Source organism: Cytobacillus sp. ABV4_503 (assembly GCF_056158445.1).
Map to the genome: position 1 here is coordinate 3210709 of NZ_JBSWTH010000001.1, position 16619 is coordinate 3227327.

Here is a 16619-nt window from a genome sequence, read left to right on the forward strand (position 1 = left end):
GACAAGACTATTTCCTTAAGAAAAAACCGCATCTTATTAGATGCGGCTTGGCTAAAATTGATTGATTCTATCAAAGGATGTTCTTGCATCCTCATATCCTTGCAGATATAACTTTTCCAGTTTTTGAGGATTCCGCTCCATCCGTCCCACTGTTAATGGCTCCTGCGGCTGGATGACAAGAACTGTCCCATTCTTCTCTTCCTGTTCAACATAGCGGAGGGTATCGTTATAGGTCCGGCAGCGTTCCGCCAGTGCTTTCTGCAGCCCGGTATAATGCGGATATTTCCTTTTGACCATAAAAGTAAATTTAGATGGCTTTTTGGAATATCCCCTGTTTCTTGTTAAAATCACTATATTTTTTTTGAATCCATCTTCCTGGGCTTTCTTGATTGGTATAGGGTCGCTGATTCCGCCATCAAGGAGGACCCGGCTATTAAAATCCACCTCCGGGGCAATAAAAGGCAAGGAACTTGAGGCTTTTAAAACCTTAAGCATATCTTTGCCATAATCTTTTTTACTGAAATACACCGGTTTGCCGGTATGGCAATCTGTTGTTCCAATGACAAATTCAGACTCATTTTTATAAAACTCATCATAGTGATATGGGACAAGTTTATTCGGTATTTCATCAAAAATAAAATCCATCCCGAATAATTGACGGGATTTAAAGTAATTCCGCCATGAGATATATCGGGGATCTGTGACATAATCCACATTCACAATTCTGTTCCTGCCCTTTTGCTTGGACAAGTAAGAAGCTGCATTGCAAGCCCCTGCAGAAACTCCAATTACATAAGGAAAGCAGAGGTCCTGTTCAAGAAAATACTCGAGAACTCCCGCTGTGTATACTCCCCGCATTCCTCCGCCTTCAAGCACCAGACCCGCTTCACTGATCACCGTTCATCTTCCTTTCACTCTTTTAAAGCTATACTACCAAAATATCAACCTTCCATATACAAATCTGCCCAAAAGGGAAGAACATGCCATGAAGTCAGGCAAGTTCCCTTCTTTTAAAGATAGCAATTGATGCCAGCATGGAAATAACAATAGTTATAACAGAAACAATAATACTCGGCAATAATTCATCCGGGAAATTACGGCCCAAAATGAAAGCATTCGTATAAGCAGATAGAAGGGCCGGACTCCACTCCAGCAGATGAGGAAGCGAACTGCTCAAGAGGCTTAATATGACTATGACGCCAATACTGATAAATCCAATAGTACCAGGCGATTTAATAAACGTATTGAACAGTATGACTATAGTTATAATAAGTGTAAGCCAAATACCATAAACAAAGAAGGATTGGAGAAAATCCGAAAAAGGAATAAATTCAAACAATACGCCTACATAGTACCAGGAGAGGAAGTAACCTAATAAATAAGAGAACCATATGAGAATCATAGAACCAGCCCACTTTGAAGTTACAAACCGAGCGTATGAAACAGGCTTCACCAGTATAAGCCCCGCCACACCGCTTTTCCTTTCCCCAGCAATAGTCCCCATTGTAATTAATACAATAATAAGCACACCAAACGTATTGAACTGGCTAAGACTTGCAGCGAGTGCTTCACCTGCAGATGGAACTGGAAGCTCGATGACTGCTCCTTCCGGCAGCCCGCCAAGAGAATCAATAATCTGAGGCATATAATATAATGTCAGCGGCTCCTTTACAGCTATCATAATAAAAGTAAGCGGAACCCATATCCATTTGAAATTTCTGGACATTTCAAGCATTTCTTTTTTAAATAAAGTCATCCATTGGTTCATTTTTGCACCACTTTCATGAATACATCCTCCAGCCTCGTTCTGCTGATTTCAAACTTAACCAGCGGCAAGTTCCGTTTCATAATCTCAGTTAAAAATAGTTTTCTGGCATATTCTATATCCTCTACCAAAAAGCTCGCATACTCTCCATCCAATTTCATTGAAGAAACAGGCTGAAGCAGAGCTAATTCTTCTGCATATTGCACTGTATTTTCTTTAAAAGCCAAGTCAATCTTTGCCTGCTGATGTTTAGTTCGCAGGCCTGCCAACGTCCCTGATTCAACTAGTTCACCATTATGGAGAAATAATATTTCATCACAAATCTCTTCTGCATCATTTAGTATATGAGTTGAAAATAGGATAGCTGATTCTTTTTTCAGCTTATCCATCAGCTCCAGCACTTCTCTGCGTCCAAATGGGTCGAGAGCAGAAACCGGTTCATCAAGCATGACGAGCTTCGGACGATGGATTATAGCCTGCGCAATGCCAAGCCGCTGCTTCATGCCTCCTGAATATTTTCCAATCCGCCGATTCTTAGCTTCAGCTATACCGGTAAGTTCAAGAAGCTCTTTTGCTCTGTCTTTGGCTTCTGATTTAGGAAGACCGGCAAGCTGGCCGGCATATTCGAGAAACTCGATGCCTGTCATCCATTCATAAAAAACGGGAAATTGAGGAAGATAACCTATTAATCTTCGGAAATCCGCTTTTTCTGCCCCTTCAAACACGATCGAACCGGAATCCGGCTTCACCAGCCCGGCAAGCATTTTTAATGTAGTTGTTTTTCCTGCCCCGTTTGCTCCCAGAAGGGCAATACATTTTCTTTCAGATAATTGGAAGTCCAGACCTTTTATTACTTCCTGGTCCTGGAATTGCTTTTTTAGGTTTATTATGCTTACAACTGGCATTATCAGGCTCTCCTTCCGAAAATAAAGTAAATAATTGGCCCCATCAGGTTTATAAATAAAATGATGAGAGCCCATACCCATTTTGGCCCATTTGCTTTTTCTATTTTTACCAGATCAATAATGGCAACGGCCATTAATATAAGCTGAATGATAACTATAGGTGCAAGAATTGCCCAATTAATACTTTCTAAAAACTCCATTATGCTGTCCTCCCTTATTTGTTATGTCATTCATATGACGTGCAAGTTCCTAAAACGTTCACTGGGAATTCAATAGTTTTTAAACAAAAAAACACCCCAATAATGGAGTGCATCAGAGTTTAATAGAATAAAGAAGGGGTTAATCTTTTTCTTTTTCATAAACAGACATCATATTGCGGATTTCGTTTGTTACTTGATCAATGAGCGAGGACGGCGAGAGTACCTTCGCCTGGTTACCCCAGTTGAGGAGCCATTTGACAAGACCCTCACTCACAATGGCTTTTGCTGTTAAAACGAAATGATTTTCATCAAGCTTTCTTATGTCTGCATCCCTCCCGAATTTATCAATTATCACGTTGATCAGATCGTTATGGAACCGGATTTTTATCCACTCTTCAGAGCCGGCATACATATGAAAGGTTGAGCTCACATACCTGGATACATCAAAAGGTTCATATGCGAACTGTTCTTCCGTTATATTTACATTGCGCAGACGGTCAATCCGATAATGGCGGATTTCTTCATTAGCAAAGTAATAGGCTATTAAATAATAAAAATCATTTACCCAGGTGAGCGCCAGCGGCTTGACCCTGTATTGCCCTCCATTGTGGCTTAAAGCAAATTCCTTGTTAAGATTATATCTTCCATATTGAAATGTGACGATTCTCCGCTCGGAAATGGCTTCATGCAAATCATTGATAGCCAGCCGAACCAGTTTGCTCTCACTTTTTACAGAGGAATCGATCATAATTTCATTATGCAGCTTTTTGGCATGATGAATGCTTGTCAGCTTTTTAATTTTCCGGATCAGCTGTTTCGTCTCATCTTTCGTGATAAAGCGTGCAGAAGCAACAGCATCAATCAGCATACGCAATTCATAAAGCTCGAATAGACGGTATTGATGGCTGTAGAACTTAGGCATCCCCTCTTTTTCCTGGTTGATGGTAATATCAAATTTTGCTTCAATCAGGTGCTCAATATCATCCCTCAGTGAGTTTTTGTTTAATTTCACATCCGGTCCATATTCCTTTTTAAAGCATTCAGTTATATCGTCCATTGTATATTCATTTTCTTCATCAGTCTGCTCTCTTAGAATCTCCATAAGCTTGAGCATCCTTTGTTTGTTATCAAGTCTATTCATTACTCCCCCCCGTGTACTGTATAACTAAAAGCTCTGCAGAATTAATTATCCATTAAAAAAAGCCCAGTGGCAACGGCCCTGGACTCTGTTAAATTACTTTAAAATCCTGAAAACTAAAGGTATTCTGTACTCCTTGCCCTCATACGCTTTGACTGCAGCTACTATCGTAAAAATAAAAGCAAGGATTCCCACGATCCAAATAGTTATCATCCCAATTAAGATGATCATAAGCACGACGCTGATGGCACTGTAAATCGTATAGGAAATTAAAAAATTCAGATATTCCTTGCCATGATAATCTACAAACTCAGAGTCATTCTTTTTTAAAAGCCAAATGATCAGCGGTCCGAAAAAAGCTGTAAAAAAGCTGGTTACATAGATAGCTGCAGCTAAAAGCCTTTCATCATTGGAAGGCATTTTATAATCATTCATTCTGTTTCCTCCTAATAATCCTCAATATATTTTATGATTTCTTCTATATTATTTACGTTATTCATTTTAAAAGGTTTCATGTATTTATTAATTTTTGCGCCCTTCCCCAAAATAATTAAAACCTTAATTTCAAGTTCTTGAATGGGACAACTTGAATACAAATGTTAAAGACAGGCATTGCGCCATGACTTTGCCAAATTCTAAAGACAGGCATTGCGCCATGACTTTGCCAAATTCTCATACCTGCTTAGGAAGGTGATATATAGATGATGTCAAAGCTGGAGGCATTCATTCTGGGGATCATCCAGGGACTTACCGAGTTCCTTCCTATATCCAGTACAGGACATTTATATCTGGGGAGACATCTATTTGGGCTAGATGAAGCTGGCCTCTTCCTTGATACAATGCTGCATATAGGAACTTTACTGGCAGTCCTTGTCGTTTACAAAAATGAATTGCTTCAAATTGTAAAGAAGCCATTCGGCAAGCTTTCGATGCTTCTGATAGTCGGGACGATTCCAGCCGTAATCGTCGGGCTCCTGCTGAGTGACATGTTCGATTCAATTTCAAAATCAGGTATTACAATCGGCTGGGAGTTTCTATTTACCGGGTTCATAATCTGGATTGCTGATGGTGTTAAGAAAGGCGCAAAAAAGATGGACCGCATCACTTATGGGGATGCCCTGTTTATCGGCACCTTTCAGGCAGCTGCCATCTTTCCGGCAGTCTCCAGATCCGGATTAACCATTGCAGCAGGACTCTTCAGAAAGCTTGACAGGGAAACAGCTGCTTATTTTTCCTTTCTGCTATCCATTCCGGTCATCGCAGGCGGCATTGTCATGCAATTTGGCGAATTGATGTCCGGTCACACAGAAGCCATAACCCTTGGCAGCATGTTAATGGCAACATTGTCATCAGCACTCTTTGGCTATGCAGCAGTCGTTTGGATGATTAATTTTCTAAAACGAAAATCCCTGAAGATTTTTGCTGTATACGTCTGGATATTAGGGTTCACCATTATACTCCTGCAAATGACCGGGATTTTTTAAATTTCTAATGGGGAGGTATCAGAATGGAAGAGATTATTGCCAGCATTTTTGAAATACTTTCCCAGCTGGGTTATGCCGGCATTGCACTTGGATTAATGGTTGAGGTGATACCAAGCGAAATCGTCTTGAGCTATGGCGGCTTTTTAGTCAGCACAGGAGACATCCATTTTACAGGTGCCCTGCTTGCGGGGATTGCAGGCGGAACATTAGCACAGCTGTTTCTTTACTGGCTTGGATCTTATGGAGGAAGGCCTGTTCTTGATAAATACGGGAAATATTTACTGATTCAAAAAAAACATTTGGATGCATCAGAGAAATGGTTTGAAAAGTATGGAACCGGAGTGATCTTTACGGCCAGATTTATTCCTGTAATACGGCATGCCATATCCATCCCTGCCGGAATAGCCAAAATGCCATTATCGGTCTTTACAGTATATACAATTGCAGCCATGGTGCCATGGACGGTTCTCTTTTTATTATTGGGAATGGAACTTGGTGACCACTGGAGAGACATCAAAGAATACGCAAAACCATTTATATTGCCGATCATAGTCATCGCGTCGGGATCGGGAGTTTTCTATTTTTTTTACAAAGTCCGGAAGAGTTAACATAACCTAAATCAGCTTATTACTCAAAAGTGTAGAATGATCATTTTACACTTTTTTTATTTGTTTAATCAGAAAATGTTCACCCTTTCTTTTCATTTTTGTAAAATAAAGCAAATACTACAGGATCAAAGGACGAGACCATGTGATGAAAATTTTATTAAAAAACGCATTCATTTACCCTATTGCTTCCCCTGCTTTTCATGGGGATGTCTTAGTTGAGAACGGAAAAATATTAAAGACAGGCAAGAATTTGAAGTCTGATTCTAATGTAAAAATTATTGACTGCCATAGCCACCACCTGCTTCCGGGCTTCATAGATGTTCATACTCATTTGGGACTGTATGATGAAGGCACCGGATGGGCAGGCAATGATGCCAACGAAACAATTGAACCGTTGAGCCCGCACATTCGAGCTATGGATGGAGTATATCCTCTTGATCCCGCATTTGCCGATGCTGTGAAATATGGCATAACAACTGCCCATATTATGCCAGGCAGTGCCAATGTAATTGGGGGAACTACTTCTGTTATTAAGACTGCAGGAAAAAATATCAGCAAAATGATTATCCAGGAAACAGCCGGACTTAAGATTGCCCTTGGAGAAAATCCAAAACGGATTCACAGCCATGGCAACAAGGATTCAATTACAAGAATGGGGATAATGGGTATGCTGCGGGAAGCCTTTTATGAAGCTTTACAGTGCGATAACCCTGACTCTTTTCGGTTTTCACCGCTTGTAAAAGCGCTTAAAAGAGAAATTCCCGTCAGGATTCACGCGCACAGGGCAGATGATATTATTTCTGCAATCCGCTTTGCAGAAGAATTCAACCTGGATCTTCGGATCGAACATTGTACAGAAGGCCATTTAATTGCGGACGAATTGGAAGGGTTGAATTTAAAGGTATCAGTCGGGCCCACTTTAACAAGAAGGTCCAAAGTGGAGTTGAAGAACAAAACCTGGAAAACGTACCAGCAGCTGACAGAGCATGGTGTTGAAGTTTCAATCACTACAGATCATCCCTACACACCTGTGCAGTATTTAAATATGTGTGCAGCTATTGCAGTCCGGGAAGGCCTTTCAGAACAAAAGGCCTTGGAAGGAATCACCATTCTGCCGGCAAAAAACCTAAGGATCGATAATCAGCTTGGGAGCATTGAGGAAGGAAAAGATGCCGATTTAGTTTTGTGGAACCATCACCCATTTCACTTTCTTTCCAAGCCGAAATGGACAATGATAGGCGGAAATTTTGTGTACAGGGAATCGTGAACCTGTGTCGAATATCGCTGGTGTAATTTGACATAAAATCGCAAAAAAATAATCAAAAAACCTATTTCCTTTTTGATTTTTTTTTAGTATTATACCTAAAGTGAAGTGAAAATTTTGCTTCTTTATGACAGACAATCTAATATCGGAAACGATAGTAATAGGGAAGGCAAATGGTGCGCCACCAGTTATCTGGTTCTAGTGGGTTCGATTCCCACCCCGAAATTTTTTAGCAGCATAATAAAAAATTTCGAGGGTGGACCGAAGGCTCTATTTGGCATGGAGTAGGACTGCCCTCAATTGGAGGGATATCCTATGCTCAAGAAACGTGATCTTCACGACTGCCATGCTTTATTTGATTTAATGACGCACCCTGATGTCTTCCCTTTTGTTCGCCAAAAAGCCAATTGTTATGATGAGTTTATGTTTATTACAAAGCAGACAATCGAAGCAGAAGAACGCGGTGAATTGATTTCACGCACAATTCTTGATGAATGGGGCGCTCCGATTGGGACGATCAATTTGTATGACATCCAGGAAAATGCCGGTTTCTTAGGCACATGGCTTGGCAAGCCCTATCATGGGAAGGGCTATAACAAATTAGCAAAAGATGCTTTCTTTGAAGAGCTCTTTTTTGAAGCCGGCATTGAAACAATCTTTATGCGGATCCGTAAAGAAAATATCCGCTCGCAAAAAGCTGCAGAAAAGCTTCCTTATGTCATTCTTGCAAATGAAACAAGAAAGTCTGTTTATGACCAGCTGAATGCAACTGAAAAGATTTACAATTTATATGAGATCCCAAAAGATCTATATACTCTTCATGTAATGCGTCATGGAGCAGCAGTCCAAGAATCGTCCCAATTATTGGAGGCTTAAAAGAAAACGGAAGGGCCTTGCCCACCCCAGACACCTCGAGGGGGGGCTAGGCGCTGGAGCTAGACAGCTCTCGAAGTACAAAGATATATACTCTATAAATAATAAAAACGCAAAGCACTTGCATAGAAGCAAGTGCTTTTTATTATTCTTTCAATTGATAATATTGGATTCCGGTTCATCTGTTTTTTCTCTTATACCGTAATGGGCCAGCAATTCTTCCAGCTCTTCATTTGTAAGTGTTTCAAAACGTCCGTCCACAAATGAAACTTGAGTCTGATTTGGATTAATCCTATTTATATTGAAGCTCATCTTTCTGCCTCCTTCAAGTCAAGTTTTGGAAATGGCTGCTTTTAATATTTATACTCGCCGATTGAAAGATTTTTATTCCCATTATTAAAAAGTTCACATAATTTAAACTTTTTTAATTTATCAATTGCCTATTCTACTATAGCTGTTTTCCCTGGATAAAAGGCCTGGATTTGAGCCGGCTTCTCTTTAGTATGATATAATTCTCTAGTTACTTTATAGAAAGAGGAAAGATTCATGAATCAGACATACAGCAAAAAACAAAAACTGCATCAGCTGCTGGTGATTTTAGTTCCAATACTAGTAACCCAGCTGGCGATGTACTCCATGACATTTATTGATACTTTAATGACCGGCCGCTATCATTCACAGGACCTGGCAGGTGTAGCGATTGGATCCTCACTTTGGGTCCCTGTGTTCACCGGTCTGAGCGGCATACTTCTTGCAGTTACACCGATCGTATCCCACTTGGTGGGAGCAAAGAAACAGAGTGAGGAAGTTGCTTTTTCTGTCATTCAGGGTGTTTATCTTTCCATCATTATGGCCGTCCTTGTATTCGCCGGTGGAGCACTCTCCTTAAATCCAATCTTAAGTGGAATGAATCTCGAAAACAGGGTCCATGACACAGCTTTCAACTACCTTGCAGCCTTAAGCACAGGATTGATTCCCCTGTTTGTCTACAATGTATTAAGATCGTTTATTGACGCTCTTGGAAAAACCAGGGTCAGTATGATCATTACTCTTCTTTCACTGCCGATAAATGCTGTGTTTAACTATATGCTTATATACGGCAAGTGGGGATTTCCAGAACTCGGAGGAGCAGGTGCTGGTTATGCTTCTTCTGTTACTTACTGGCTGATCATGCTCATTTCATTTTTTATTATTCATAAAAATTCGCCATTCTCGAATTATGGAGTTTTCAGGAATTTGCATGCTGTTTCAATCAGCAAATGGAAAGAAATTCTAATGATTGGCATCCCAATTGGCTTATCGATTTTTTTCGAAACAAGCATTTTCTCAGCAGTTACTTTATTAATGAGCACATTCGAAACTGCGGTTATCGCCGCTCATCAGATTGCCCTTAATTTTGCATCGCTTCTTTATATGATACCGCTCAGCATCTCAATGGCATTAACAATAGTTGTAGGATTTGAAGCAGGGGCTGCACGATTTAGGGATGCTAAAGAGTACAGCTGGATCGGGGTAGGCATTGCCGTAATCATGGCATTAATTTGTGCAGTCATCCTTTTGGCTTTCCCAAAAGAAGTTGCATCTATTTATACAAAAGACGGCGATGTATTAAAATTAACGGCCCATTTTTTAATCTATGCCATGTTCTTTCAGCTTTCAGATGCCATTCAGGCACCTGTTCAGGGAGCATTAAGAGGGTATAAGGACGTAAACGTAACCTTTATTATGTCACTTATTTCTTATTGGGTCATCGGTCTGCCATTTGGTTATTATCTTGCCAATTATACAAACTGGGGGGCATATGGTTATTGGATCGGCTTAATTACAGGACTTGCAGCTGGCGCCATTACTTTAACAAGCCGGCTGATTTTTCTTCAAAACAAAAAATATCCAGCATCCATGAAAGTTTAAAAAAAGGCAGAAGAATTCAGTTCTTCTGCCTTTTTTATAAGTTTACCCCTGATAAATTTTACCAAGTACGTCTTTTCCCCCTGTAACCGGGATAATGCTGCCTGTAATAAAATCGGATTTTTCATCTGTCAGAAAGCTGATTACACGGGCAATATCCTCACCTGTTCCCGGTCTTCCAACTGGTGATGCATTTTCCTGAACCTCAGCAGCTTCTTCAATTTTTTTTTCTTTCCATTCCCCGACAATATCTCCTGGACAAACCATATTTGCGGTTATTCCATTCCCTGCCTCTTCAAGTGCAATAGATTTCGTCAAAGACGCAGCTCCTGTTTTTGCAGCCGCAAAAGCGGAACGATAGATCCAGCCCGAAGCTGATTCTACTCGATCAAATCCAATTGTAATAATCCTTCCCCATCCAATTTCCCTCATTTTCGGGATAAATAATTTGGATAAATAAAATACCGCATTTAAATTCCCATTAATCAGATAATTCCATTGTTCGAAGGTATAATCCAGCATCTCTTTTCTTTCATGTACGTAAGGGCCTGCATTATGAATGACTATATCGATGACTGGGAATTCATAAAAAGCAGCTTCTGACATTTTTACACATTCGGCTGGTATAGAAATATCTCCCTGCAGAGCAATATTTTTAGTTCCATATTTTTTGGTCAGTTCCCGGCATAATGAGACAGCTTCCTTTTGACTGCTACGGTAATTGATCACCAGATCGATGCCTTTTGCGCCAAGCACATGCGCCGTTCTTTTCCCGATTCCTGTTGCTCCTCCCGTGATTAAAGCTGCTTTATTTCTCACAAAATTACCCCTCAGTATTTAATAAATTTTATATACATCAATACCAATATACTAGTAATTACAGTGTATTAATGCAAATAATAAGAAGTTTTTTTCACTTTCAGCAACAGGGGCTTTGCAAAACTTAAAAATCCATTATTAACGGTTAGGCGTTTCTCCGCATAGAATATATGGCATAGTGATGAATCATTAGCCTAGCCGGCAGCTTAGCATGGAAAGGATGAGAAGGATGTTTCCATGGAACCTTTTTCCATTTAATAAAGATATGAAAAGTCCTCCCCATCAAATGAAACCGGAGGATATTGATAAATATGTTCGAAATATCATGGGGCAAATGTTTCCTCAAAATATGCAGGAAATGAACGGAACACCAGATTTTATGAAGGGCTTTAATACAGCAGCACCTGGAGCTAATCACCAGCCAAATTCTGCACCACTGAATGCTTCCGTCTTTGAAACACATGATTATGTTTTTGTCAGATTCCCCATCAAAAACGAGGACTGGTTAAAAAAAATGAAACTTTACCACACATCCAACCAAATGATTATTGAACATATTCCTGAGAAAGACGATAAGCACATCATTACTCTCCCTGCTATTGTCAGGAAAAAAGGATCATCAGCCAGCTGCAAAGAGGGGTATATGGAGATAAAAATACCTAAAAACGTCGATATGCAATTTTCGGAAATTGATGTAACGGAAATTTTATAAAGGGGGCATCTTTATGGAACTGGAAAAATGGAAAGAACTAATAAAAATGTCCTCCCAATATCAAAATCAGGATTTCTGGGAAACCTTTATATCGCCTGAGAATCCCGGTCACAATAAAAAACATTCTTTTTCAGGACTGGAACAGGAAAAAATCAATCGTTTCCTATCAAATCAGGATATTTATCCGCGATGTGACATGTATGAGTACGATGGGAATATCAAAATTGAAGCAGAGCTCTCCGGTGTATGCATCAATGACATTAAAGTATCTCTCGTACAAAATGAACTAATTATTAAAGGAAAATGTTCATCATTTCATCAGCATTTGCGCTATTATCTGAAGGAAAGACATAGCAGATCCTTTGAAAAAGTGCTGACCCTCCCTATGCCCGTTGATAAATATTCAATAGAAACGTCATTCGAAAATGGGATACTTTCCATTACTCTTCCCATCTCATTCCAAGAGGAAGAAGTAATACCCATTTTTGTAAAAAGTGAATAAAAAAACCTAATCAAGCAGTTTATCATAACAATAAAAAGGGTTCTCCCGATCCATGAAGATTGTACCTGCATTGACATATCCGTTTTTTTCAAATAATCTTTGAGCCTTTTTATTAAGCGAGTATGTATCGGTTCTCATATACGGTATCCCTTTACTGACAGCATGTTCTTCAGCATAATTAATTAACTTGCTCGCAATTCCCTCACCTCTGATCTCTGGATCTACTGCCAGACGGTGGAAAACAAAACACGGCTCATCTTTTCTCCACGAGGCATTTTTATATTCCTCTGCCTGGATTTGATCAACAGTAATGGAACCTGCGACTTTTCCTTCATAGATGAAAGTGTACAAATTGCCCGTTTCAACATCAGCTAAAAAATCCTGATCCTGGGGATAAGTCCGATTCCACTGGTCATTCCCCTCGGATTCCATAATGGCAACAGTTTTCTTAACGATGTCCATAATTTTGTTCAAATCGTCTTTTGTTCCTTTTCTAATATCCATGTAAATCACCTGTTGATTCAGATTTTAGTGTCTTTTACTAATGTCCCATTGAATGATTGAATACATACATAGAGCCGCAGTAAATACTATATTGAATCATAAAGTAAAAGAAGGGATCCAGGCGACAGCGCAAAAACACATAAAAAGACAGCCTTAAGAGGCTGCCTTTCACTCAAGCATATATTATTTTCCAATGAACATTTGAGTCCAGTAGTTACCGTCAGCAACATGGCCAACACCAAGGTGCGTGAAGTTTGCATTCATGATGTTTTTACGGTGGCCTTCACTATTCATCCAAGCTTGTACAACTTCTTCAGGAGACTGCTGGCCCATAGCAATGTTTTCGCCTGCTGTAGTGTATGAGATGCCGAATTGCTTCATCATATCAAATGGTGAACCGTAAGTTGGGCTGTTATGATCAAAATATCCTTTAGACTGCATATCACGTGATTTTTCACGAGCAACTTTGCTTAATTCAACATCTAATTGAAGTGCAGGCACTCCTGCTTTTGCACGTTCCTGGTTAGTTAATTCAAGTACTTTCTTCTCGTAAGCACTTACTTCAGAAGTTGCAGGTGCTGCTTCTTTTGTCTGTTCAGCAGGTGTTTGCTGCTGTGCAGGCTGCTGTGCCGGAGCTTTTGCTGTTTCTTGTGCTTTTGCAGGCTGTGCTGCTGGAGCTGCCGGAGCTGCCGGCTTCTGAGCTTCCTGTTTATTTACTTGAACATTTCCCCAATTAATATTGTAGTTTTTAAGGTATTTTTGAAGAATGTTATTGATTTGTTCCTGGCTTAGGTTGCCAGATTGAGAAACTGCGATTTTTTTAGCTTGCTCAGGAGTAGGACAATTTGAAGCTGCGTCCGCCTGGTTAGCTCCTGGTGCTGATACTAGTAATGCTGCTGCCGCTGCTACTGAGTAAATAACTTTCTTATTCATGTATATAAATCCTCCCTGTGTTTGTTTTCTTTGTTGTGTGGTGCTGTGTGACTTGCACAATCATCATATCACAGGGTTTTTCGTAATAATTTTGGACAGATTTGACAAATACCTGATTTCGGCACCCCTACGAGACTTTTAAACTAGTCAAATTAGGGCTGCAACTTTTCATAAATCCTTATATTAATAGGTTTAGGGATATTCATAAATGGGTAATTGTAGGATTGGATTTTTTTCTCTTTAGTGGAAGCGGCTCTGAACAAATACCATTTATATACTAAAAGATCACTATTGACAGGTTTTTAGTCTGACATTATTCTTTACTTTTATTACACCATTGTAACAAATGTTGTGGGTATATGTGCCCGGATTTGGGTATTTATCCCCCTAAAGGAAAGCTATTGCAGAGTAACAAGACCCAAAACAAAAAGCAGCAGATGCTGCTGCTTTTTAATGGCTGCCATGACCACTCTCATCTATATTTTCCATGTTCGGGCTGCCTGATTCTTCTTCAGGTTCACTAGGCTGGCCGATAACAAATTCTTTTTTAGGCATATTATGCATCCTGCGTGCCGTTACGTGTGAGTATATATAGTAGGTTCCTTCTTCCTCGAAGGTTTTCTCGAGACGATAAATCCCATTTTCAGCATGTTCAACAAGAATTTTTTCGTGTTCCTCCGCATTTGCTCTCCAGATTTCAAACTTTACCTCGTCTGCATCCGTGACCTCTTCTTCCCCATATGTAACGTTTGCTTCAAAAACCACCGGCTCATTTACTTGTCCTTTTTCAGGATTAATCGATAACTCGACTTCCAGAAATTGCGGTTCTTCCTCAGCTGCATTATTATTGCTGCAGGCTGTCAGGATTACCATGAGCATCACTGGGAGCCAGATATTTACTAGCTTCTTCATCATAAATCTCCTTATCTTACCTTATTTCGAACAGCGGCATCACAATCCTAACCGTCGTTCCTTTATTTAATTCACTTAAAACAGTAAGCTCACCTTGATGGAGCTTAACTAGCTTTTCTGCAATTGCAAGACCAAGACCTGTACCGCCATCAGATCTCGTTCTGCCTTTATTTACTCTATAAAACCTTTGTTTAATCTTGCTTAAATGTTCTTCAGAAATCCCTATCCCTGTATCCTCTATTTCAATTATGCATTTATCTTTCTCTTGAGATAAACGGATCATGATTCTGCCTTCGGCTGTATACCGAATAGAATTGTCCATTATGTTTTGGATAATCTGCTCAATCCTGCCTTCATCCCCGTTGATGATTACTTCAGGATCCAGGCAGTATTGTAAATCCAAATTTTTATCACGGAGGATAGGCTTGTATTTTTCAATAGCATCCTCTATAAGCTGTCCCAAAGGGAGCGGCATTTTTTCGAGTTTGTATTCGTCGGATTCAAGCTTAGATAAATCAAGCAGATCTCCCACCAAACGTTCCATCCTTTTTGACTCTCTAAGTATCAGCTGCAAATATCTTTGCCTGTCCTCCTCAGATTCTGCCATCTCGGAAATGAGTGCTTCACTGTAGCCCTTTACATAGCTAATAGGGGTTCTTAACTCATGCGATACGTTTGCCAGGAAGTCCTTTTTCTTTTCATCTTCTTTTTGTATAGATGAGGACATATGATTAAATGCATTTGCCAGCTGGCCAATTTCGTCCTTTGAATCAATTTCTAAATGAATATCATAGTACCCCTTTGAAACATGGTCAGCTGCATCCTTCATATCCAATAGGGGCTTTGTCAGTTTTTTAACCAGCATGGTTCCTAAAATGATGCTGATAACTGTAAAAATCATCGCGGCTGCAAACCAAAGATACGCAAAATCCTGGGTAATCTCAGAAATTTTTGCCAGGGGAACATATAAATATATTATGCCCTGGAGCCGATTATCATCGAGAAGCGGAATAATGACACCCATAATTTTTCGGTCAAACCTTTTTTCATAGCCCAATTTTTCAACTGTGCTGCCTTTTAGCAGCTCTTCACGTTCTTCTTCACTAATTAGTGTCTGATAGTCAATTTCAAAAGGCAGACAGGCACTAAGCTCTCTAGGATTACTGACAATAAAAACCTCTGTTTCTGATTTTGCATTATACCAATCGATTTTTTCCCTGAGATCCTCTGTCAAAGGACCCCCCTTGTATTCTGACGACAGGCTCCTCCCTTCAGTAAGCAGGGATTCCCTGACATTTTCCACATAGATTTTTTCATAAAATAAATAAGATAAAAAGTAGGAATATAAGATCGTTATGATAATTGCGGCTGTCACGGTCAGCCACATTTTTTTTGCCAGGCTATTCGTCAGGAATTTCATTCACTCGGCACCTCGAATTTATAGCCTACTCCCCAGACTGTTTGGATATAGTCCCCAACCCCAAGCTTCATTCTCAGCGTTTTTATATGAGTATCCACTGTTCGTAAACTTCCTGTATAATCCATGCCCCATATATATTCTAGCAGCTGCTCCCTGCTTAATGCCTGGCTTTTATGTTCGATAAAAAATAGAAGCAGTTCATATTCTTTAAGAGTAAGCGTGACCTGCTTACCCGCAACTGAGACTTTCCTTGCTTTTTTGTCAATTGTGATCTTTCCAATCTGAATAGAATCCATGTCACTTTTTAATCCGCCGGTTCTTCGGAGAACTGCATTCATTCTGGCAATAAGTTCTCCAGGACTGAAGGGTTTGACAATATAGTCGTCCCCCCCTAACTGCAGGGCTTTCACTTTATCCCATTCCTCTCCCTTTGCAGAGAGAAATATAATTGGTACATTTGATTTTTTCCTGATTCGAGAACATACTTCAAATCCATCTTCACCCGGCATCATTATATCCAGAATAACTAAGTCCATCACATTATTTTCAAGTATGCCATATGCTTCAAAGCTGCTTTCTGCTGAAAAGCATGTAAATCCTGAGTTCCCCAGGTACATTTCAATCAAATGCCTCATATCTGCTTCATCATCTATAATCAGGATATTCAGCATG

At 39.8% G+C, this 16619-nt stretch carries 20 protein-coding genes; 7 read left to right on the forward strand and 13 right to left on the reverse strand.

What is annotated here, in order from left to right:
* Positions 1-51 precede the first annotated feature (51 nt).
* The 6 genes from ACXAD1_RS16045 to ACXAD1_RS16070 form a co-directional block, all read right to left on the reverse strand.
* On the reverse strand, positions 52-897 hold the full coding sequence (locus ACXAD1_RS16045) for a patatin-like phospholipase family protein (protein ID WP_206837814.1): 846 nt from the start codon (positions 895-897) through the stop codon (positions 52-54).
* 94 nt (positions 898-991) lie between these two features.
* On the reverse strand, positions 992-1768 hold the full coding sequence (locus tag ACXAD1_RS16050) for an ABC transporter permease (RefSeq protein WP_206837818.1): 777 nt from the start codon (positions 1766-1768) through the stop codon (positions 992-994).
* Positions 1765-2670, reverse strand: a complete 906-nt coding sequence (locus tag ACXAD1_RS16055; protein ID WP_206837821.1) for an ABC transporter ATP-binding protein — start codon at positions 2668-2670, stop codon at positions 1765-1767. The genes ACXAD1_RS16050 and ACXAD1_RS16055 overlap by 4 nt, the downstream gene beginning before the upstream one ends.
* A gap of 2 nt (positions 2671-2672) precedes the next feature.
* Complete coding sequence (locus ACXAD1_RS16060; RefSeq protein ID WP_206837822.1) at positions 2673-2870, reverse strand: PLD nuclease N-terminal domain-containing protein; 198 nt, start codon at positions 2868-2870, stop codon at positions 2673-2675.
* A 139-nt stretch (positions 2871-3009) separates the two neighbouring features.
* Positions 3010-4011: a helix-turn-helix transcriptional regulator gene (locus tag ACXAD1_RS16065; protein WP_206837826.1), complete on the reverse strand. Its 1002-nt coding sequence runs from the start codon at positions 4009-4011 to the stop codon at positions 3010-3012.
* A gap of 93 nt (positions 4012-4104) precedes the next feature.
* Positions 4105-4443, reverse strand: a complete 339-nt coding sequence (locus ACXAD1_RS16070) for a DUF4870 domain-containing protein (RefSeq protein WP_206837827.1) — start codon at positions 4441-4443, stop codon at positions 4105-4107.
* A gap of 269 nt (positions 4444-4712) precedes the next feature.
* Between ACXAD1_RS16070 and ACXAD1_RS16075 the strand changes: the two genes are divergently transcribed.
* The 4 genes from ACXAD1_RS16075 (at position 4713) to ACXAD1_RS16090 (ending at position 8240) form a co-directional block, all read left to right on the forward strand.
* Positions 4713-5492: an undecaprenyl-diphosphate phosphatase gene (locus tag ACXAD1_RS16075; RefSeq protein ID WP_206839269.1), complete on the forward strand. Its 780-nt coding sequence runs from the start codon at positions 4713-4715 to the stop codon at positions 5490-5492.
* A gap of 23 nt (positions 5493-5515) precedes the next feature.
* The gene (gene uptA / locus ACXAD1_RS16080) at positions 5516-6100 is read left to right on the forward strand and encodes an undecaprenyl phosphate transporter UptA (protein ID WP_206837829.1); all 585 of its coding nucleotides are present in this window, start codon (positions 5516-5518) and stop codon (positions 6098-6100) included.
* Positions 6101-6242: 142 nt separating this feature from the next.
* Positions 6243-7367: an amidohydrolase gene (locus tag ACXAD1_RS16085; RefSeq protein ID WP_206837830.1), complete on the forward strand. Its 1125-nt coding sequence runs from the start codon at positions 6243-6245 to the stop codon at positions 7365-7367.
* Between the two features lie 312 nt (positions 7368-7679).
* Complete coding sequence (locus tag ACXAD1_RS16090; protein ID WP_206837833.1) at positions 7680-8240, forward strand: GNAT family N-acetyltransferase; 561 nt, start codon at positions 7680-7682, stop codon at positions 8238-8240.
* Between the two features lie 150 nt (positions 8241-8390).
* On the opposite strand, the gene ACXAD1_RS16095 is transcribed toward ACXAD1_RS16090, so the two are convergent.
* A complete protein-coding gene (locus tag ACXAD1_RS16095; protein ID WP_206837837.1) occupies positions 8391-8549 on the reverse strand; it encodes a hypothetical protein in 159 nt (52 codons plus the stop codon).
* Positions 8550-8783: 234 nt separating this feature from the next.
* Between ACXAD1_RS16095 and ACXAD1_RS16100 the strand changes: the two genes are divergently transcribed.
* Complete coding sequence (locus ACXAD1_RS16100; RefSeq protein ID WP_206837840.1) at positions 8784-10148, forward strand: MATE family efflux transporter; 1365 nt, start codon at positions 8784-8786, stop codon at positions 10146-10148.
* Between the two features lie 42 nt (positions 10149-10190).
* On the opposite strand, the gene ACXAD1_RS16105 is transcribed toward ACXAD1_RS16100, so the two are convergent.
* The gene (locus ACXAD1_RS16105; RefSeq protein WP_206837843.1) at positions 10191-10964 is read right to left on the reverse strand and encodes an SDR family oxidoreductase; all 774 of its coding nucleotides are present in this window, start codon (positions 10962-10964) and stop codon (positions 10191-10193) included.
* Positions 10965-11193: 229 nt separating this feature from the next.
* Between ACXAD1_RS16105 and ACXAD1_RS16110 the strand changes: the two genes are divergently transcribed.
* Positions 11194-11676 (forward strand): Hsp20/alpha crystallin family protein, encoded by a 483-nt coding sequence (locus tag ACXAD1_RS16110; protein WP_206837846.1) that lies wholly within the window; start codon positions 11194-11196, stop codon positions 11674-11676.
* 13 nt (positions 11677-11689) lie between these two features.
* Entirely contained in the window at positions 11690-12178 is a 489-nt protein-coding gene (locus ACXAD1_RS16115; RefSeq protein ID WP_206837849.1) for an Hsp20/alpha crystallin family protein, read from the forward strand.
* Positions 12179-12184: 6 nt separating this feature from the next.
* On the opposite strand, the gene ACXAD1_RS16120 is transcribed toward ACXAD1_RS16115, so the two are convergent.
* From ACXAD1_RS16120 to ACXAD1_RS16140, 5 genes are all read right to left on the reverse strand, one after another.
* Entirely contained in the window at positions 12185-12682 is a 498-nt protein-coding gene (locus tag ACXAD1_RS16120; protein WP_206837855.1) for a GNAT family N-acetyltransferase, read from the reverse strand.
* A 183-nt stretch (positions 12683-12865) separates the two neighbouring features.
* Entirely contained in the window at positions 12866-13615 is a 750-nt protein-coding gene (locus ACXAD1_RS16125; protein WP_206837858.1) for a CAP domain-containing protein, read from the reverse strand.
* Between the two features lie 450 nt (positions 13616-14065).
* Positions 14066-14527: a FixH family protein gene (locus tag ACXAD1_RS16130; protein ID WP_206837860.1), complete on the reverse strand. Its 462-nt coding sequence runs from the start codon at positions 14525-14527 to the stop codon at positions 14066-14068.
* A gap of 16 nt (positions 14528-14543) precedes the next feature.
* Positions 14544-15947, reverse strand: a complete 1404-nt coding sequence (locus ACXAD1_RS16135; protein WP_370222218.1) for a sensor histidine kinase — start codon at positions 15945-15947, stop codon at positions 14544-14546.
* The gene (locus ACXAD1_RS16140) at positions 15944-16618 is read right to left on the reverse strand and encodes a response regulator transcription factor (protein WP_206837864.1); all 675 of its coding nucleotides are present in this window, start codon (positions 16616-16618) and stop codon (positions 15944-15946) included. Before ACXAD1_RS16140 ends, ACXAD1_RS16135 begins: the two co-directional genes overlap by 4 nt.
* Position 16619 lies beyond the last annotated feature (1 nt).

Bases quoted from the DNA above. Each gene is read 5' to 3' on its own strand.
- ACXAD1_RS16050 (WP_206837818.1), bottom strand. From the start codon at position 1,768: ATGAACCAATGGATGACTTTATTTAAAAAAGAAATGCTTGAAATGTCC.
- ACXAD1_RS16055 (WP_206837821.1), bottom strand. From the start codon at position 2,670: ATGCCAGTTGTAAGCATAATAAACCTAAAAAAGCAATTCCAGGACCAG.
- ACXAD1_RS16060 (WP_206837822.1), bottom strand. From the start codon at position 2,870: ATGGAGTTTTTAGAAAGTATTAATTGGGCAATTCTTGCACCTATAGTT.
- ACXAD1_RS16065 (WP_206837826.1), bottom strand. From the start codon at position 4,011: ATGAATAGACTTGATAACAAACAAAGGATGCTCAAGCTTATGGAGATT.
- ACXAD1_RS16070 (WP_206837827.1), bottom strand. From the start codon at position 4,443: ATGAATGATTATAAAATGCCTTCCAATGATGAAAGGCTTTTAGCTGCA.
- ACXAD1_RS16075 (WP_206839269.1), top strand. From the start codon at position 4,713: ATGTCAAAGCTGGAGGCATTCATTCTGGGGATCATCCAGGGACTTACC.
- uptA (WP_206837829.1), top strand. From the start codon at position 5,516: ATGGAAGAGATTATTGCCAGCATTTTTGAAATACTTTCCCAGCTGGGT.
- ACXAD1_RS16090 (WP_206837833.1), top strand. From the start codon at position 7,680: ATGCTCAAGAAACGTGATCTTCACGACTGCCATGCTTTATTTGATTTA.
- ACXAD1_RS16095 (WP_206837837.1), bottom strand. From the start codon at position 8,549: ATGAGCTTCAATATAAATAGGATTAATCCAAATCAGACTCAAGTTTCA.
- ACXAD1_RS16100 (WP_206837840.1), top strand. From the start codon at position 8,784: ATGAATCAGACATACAGCAAAAAACAAAAACTGCATCAGCTGCTGGTG.
- ACXAD1_RS16110 (WP_206837846.1), top strand. From the start codon at position 11,194: ATGTTTCCATGGAACCTTTTTCCATTTAATAAAGATATGAAAAGTCCT.
- ACXAD1_RS16115 (WP_206837849.1), top strand. From the start codon at position 11,690: ATGGAACTGGAAAAATGGAAAGAACTAATAAAAATGTCCTCCCAATAT.
- ACXAD1_RS16120 (WP_206837855.1), bottom strand. From the start codon at position 12,682: ATGGATATTAGAAAAGGAACAAAAGACGATTTGAACAAAATTATGGAC.
- ACXAD1_RS16125 (WP_206837858.1), bottom strand. From the start codon at position 13,615: ATGAATAAGAAAGTTATTTACTCAGTAGCAGCGGCAGCAGCATTACTA.
- ACXAD1_RS16130 (WP_206837860.1), bottom strand. From the start codon at position 14,527: ATGAAGAAGCTAGTAAATATCTGGCTCCCAGTGATGCTCATGGTAATC.
- ACXAD1_RS16135 (WP_370222218.1), bottom strand. From the start codon at position 15,947: ATGAAATTCCTGACGAATAGCCTGGCAAAAAAAATGTGGCTGACCGTG.
- ACXAD1_RS16140 (WP_206837864.1), bottom strand. From the start codon at position 16,618: ATGCTGAATATCCTGATTATAGATGATGAAGCAGATATGAGGCATTTG.